General features: G+C 52.1%; 1 rRNA gene. It reads right to left on the bottom strand.

Annotation, left to right across the window (positions count from 1 at the left end):
• Positions 1-7 precede the first annotated feature (7 nt).
• Positions 8-123, bottom strand: a 5S ribosomal RNA gene (rrf, locus tag A7098_RS22215).
• Positions 124-259 lie beyond the last annotated feature (136 nt).

The following is a 259-nucleotide window of genomic DNA, read 5'->3' as shown; positions in this document are numbered from 1 at the left end:
ATTTGATGCCTGGCAGTTCCCTACTCTCGCATGGGGAGACCCCACACTACCATCGGCGCTACGGCGTTTCACTTCTGAGTTCGGCATGGGGTCAGGTGGGACCACCGCGCTACGGCCGCCAGGCAAATTCTGTTTATCAACACGTCTTATTCCGACCTGTCGATTTAATCTGTATCAGGCTGAAAATCTTCTCTCAATCCGCCAAAACAGCTTCGGCGTTGTAAGGTTAAGCCTCACGGTTCATTAGTACCGGTTAGCT

Source organism: Escherichia sp. MOD1-EC7011 (assembly GCF_002965005.1).
In the GTDB taxonomy this organism is placed as follows: Bacteria; Pseudomonadota; Gammaproteobacteria; order Enterobacterales; family Enterobacteriaceae; genus Escherichia; species Escherichia ruysiae.
The sequence above is the reverse complement of the archived record's forward strand: the minus strand, read 5'-3'. Positions and strand labels throughout refer to the sequence as shown.